This is a genomic window from Runella zeae DSM 19591, from assembly GCF_000423565.1.
GTDB lineage: Bacteria > Bacteroidota > Bacteroidia > Cytophagales > Spirosomataceae > Runella > Runella zeae.
On record NZ_KE384053.1, the window covers coordinates 1 to 2,470 of the forward strand.

Annotated in this window: 4 protein-coding genes; all 4 read right to left on the reverse strand. The window is 41.1% G+C overall.

The window, feature by feature from the left end:
* Positions 1-299: 299 nt before the first annotated feature.
* Positions 300-563 carry a CRISPR-associated endonuclease Cas2 gene (gene cas2 / locus G563_RS0133275; protein WP_028669138.1) on the reverse strand — a complete coding sequence of 88 codons (264 nt, stop codon included), beginning with the start codon at positions 561-563 and terminating at the stop codon, positions 300-302.
* A gap of 27 nt (positions 564-590) precedes the next feature.
* Positions 591-1,595, reverse strand: a complete 1,005-nt coding sequence (gene cas1b, locus G563_RS0133280; RefSeq protein ID WP_028669139.1) for a type I-B CRISPR-associated endonuclease Cas1b — start codon at positions 1,593-1,595, stop codon at positions 591-593.
* A gap of 23 nt (positions 1,596-1,618) precedes the next feature.
* Positions 1,619-2,167, reverse strand: a complete 549-nt coding sequence (gene cas4 / locus G563_RS0133285) for a CRISPR-associated protein Cas4 (RefSeq protein WP_028669140.1) — start codon at positions 2,165-2,167, stop codon at positions 1,619-1,621.
* The coding region (locus G563_RS38775; RefSeq protein WP_374754551.1) for a transposase at positions 2,164-2,470 on the reverse strand (307 nt) is incomplete at its 5' end. The genes cas4 and G563_RS38775, both read right to left, overlap by 4 nt.

The following is a 2,470-nucleotide window of genomic DNA, read 5'->3' on the forward strand; positions in this document are numbered from 1 at the left end:
GTTTCAATTCCTAAATGGTACAATTAAAAGCCCTACGCGCATCCTGCTCAACCTTTGCAGTTTCTTGTTTCAATTCCTAAATGGTACAATTAAAAGCCGTACGAAAAACGGCTATTTTGACTCAATTTTAAGGTTTTTTGTTGAACTTTTCAACTAAAAAGTCGTCGAAGGTCAATTGCTTGATTTTGCTTAACCTTCGACGACTCCTCATTTTCAGACACTTACCTCTCCCAAAGGACAATTTTTAGCCAATATGTCAACGAACTTTTGTCAGTTTTGGGACTTCGACGACTTTTTCCCTACAGAAAGTTATCAATATTGCTGCGCTCTACCCCAATGATTTCTTTATCTAACCACCGCTCATTCCGACTCTTGAACAAAATTACACTGTCTTGCTCTTCCTTCATAATCGCACGCGCACCCATTAACATCTCTTTTAGCTTTACTTCCGTAATTTCTCCCTCAAACACCGAATTTTGAATCCAATTCAAATACTTGCGGCAATGCTTCAACATCTTCGCCACCCGCTTTTCACCAATATCATATACCAAAATCACATACATAATCTCTTTAAATTATAGCACGGGCTTTTACCACATCATTTTAAACGGTTTGTAGACTTCTATACCCAACAAATGCTTCTGCAATTTATAGCACTCTAATTTTACTAAATGTTTATAACTCACATTTCTACCCAACGACCGATGCTTAAAAGTCTCTTTCAAACGTTCTTCAAACGCTTGTACAAATATCTTTTTGCCTCCCTCTTTCAATACACACTGATTGATGTCTTGCCGAAAATCCTTGGCTTGTATTTGTTTTTTGTTGAGTACCGTAAAAATAGTCCGGTCTACTAGCAATGGCTTAAAAATCTCTGACAAATCCAACGCCAACGAGTACCGCCGCGCTCCTGGCTCATGCAAAAAACTGACGGTTGGGTTCAGTTGGGTATGGTAAATTTGATCCAAACACACCGTGTAGCACATCATATTGCCAAACGAAATCAATGCATTCACCTCGTTTTGAGGGGGTTGTTTGCTTCGAGTTCCCATGTCAAAATCAGTTATAATCTCCCCAAAAGCACCATAATACGCTTGTCGGATATTGCCCTCAATACCCATTAGCTCAGCAATATTTCCAGCTTCGGCAATCAACGATGAATAATTTTCAATCTGACCTAGCGATTTCGCCACGTCTTTGCCTCGCCCTTGGTAGTACTTCAAGTTTTTGGACATATTAAAGGCCGCCCCCTCTACAAAGGTCCTCGCTACTACCATCCGCTTTTTGTCAGATAAGTAATACCGCGTTTGTTCTACCTGCATTTTGCCCGCCAACAAATAATCCTTCGCCATAAACGAGCCCGTGTAGTGTTCGTAGTAATCAAAAAAATGTACCGACACGTGATTTTTGCCCAAGAAATTGTACATGGCACTGTTGGCATCCAAGCTTCCAAAACAGTACAAATTATCTACTCCTTCAACTGGTATATAACGCGGCTGCCCTTCCTGTCCCTGCTCATCTACAGGCACAAAACACAGCGTATTGTCCTTACGGCTCAGTCGGCCTGGGTTAAAGAGATAATAGCTTTTTTTCATTTTTTCAATAATTTCTATATTTGTTATTCATCTCCAACCCAGCAAAATTCAAAATAGCTACAAGCCTTACACTTTGAAATCGGTAACTTTGGCGGACATTGTTCTTGCTCTAATATCTCCCTGATTTTTTCGATATTTGCTTCTATTCGCTCCACATCGTCTTCGTGGAGTGTTACGCGTTCGGTTTGGCGTAACTTCGGATATTCTATGACCCCGTGGCTAATTTCTACACCATTTTTTTGTAACAAATACAGATAAAACTGCACCTGCGCTACGTGCGCCCATTCCTTTGCCGCCGATTTTTTGGTTTCGTGAACAATACCCCGTTTGGCGTCAAAAAAATCTATTTTGGCGGTCAATACGACCTCATTTTGCCCTGAACTTTCAGGTAATGTGTAGCTTATTTCTAATTCTTCGTTTTTATCGGCCCTAAAAGGATAGCTCTCCTCCCCTATCAACTTACCTTCATACACCACTTCTGAGGTATGCTCCATCCTGATAACATGGTAGTGCAGCCACATTTTGCGGTGACAAAGCTGGTAATAGTTGAGTAGAGTGGCGTTGATGTTCATGGTTCATAAAATTTATCTTTATCCCAATTGGCAGGATTGGTGACAATATAGTTGCTTATCCTATCCCAAGATGCTTCATCTCGAATGATCGTATCCCAAAATCGCTCTTGCCACCCAAAATTTTGATTCGGAAATACGGTTCGAATATGTTTAGTACAGGCCGATTTGAATGACCGTACTACTGTGGCTATTGACCCCGAATCGGGCGAAATCGCCTTATAAAACGCAGGGGTGTGTGGTTGTGGTTGTGGTTGTGGTTGTGGTTGTGGTTGTGGTTGTGGTTGTGGTTGTGGTTGTGGTTGT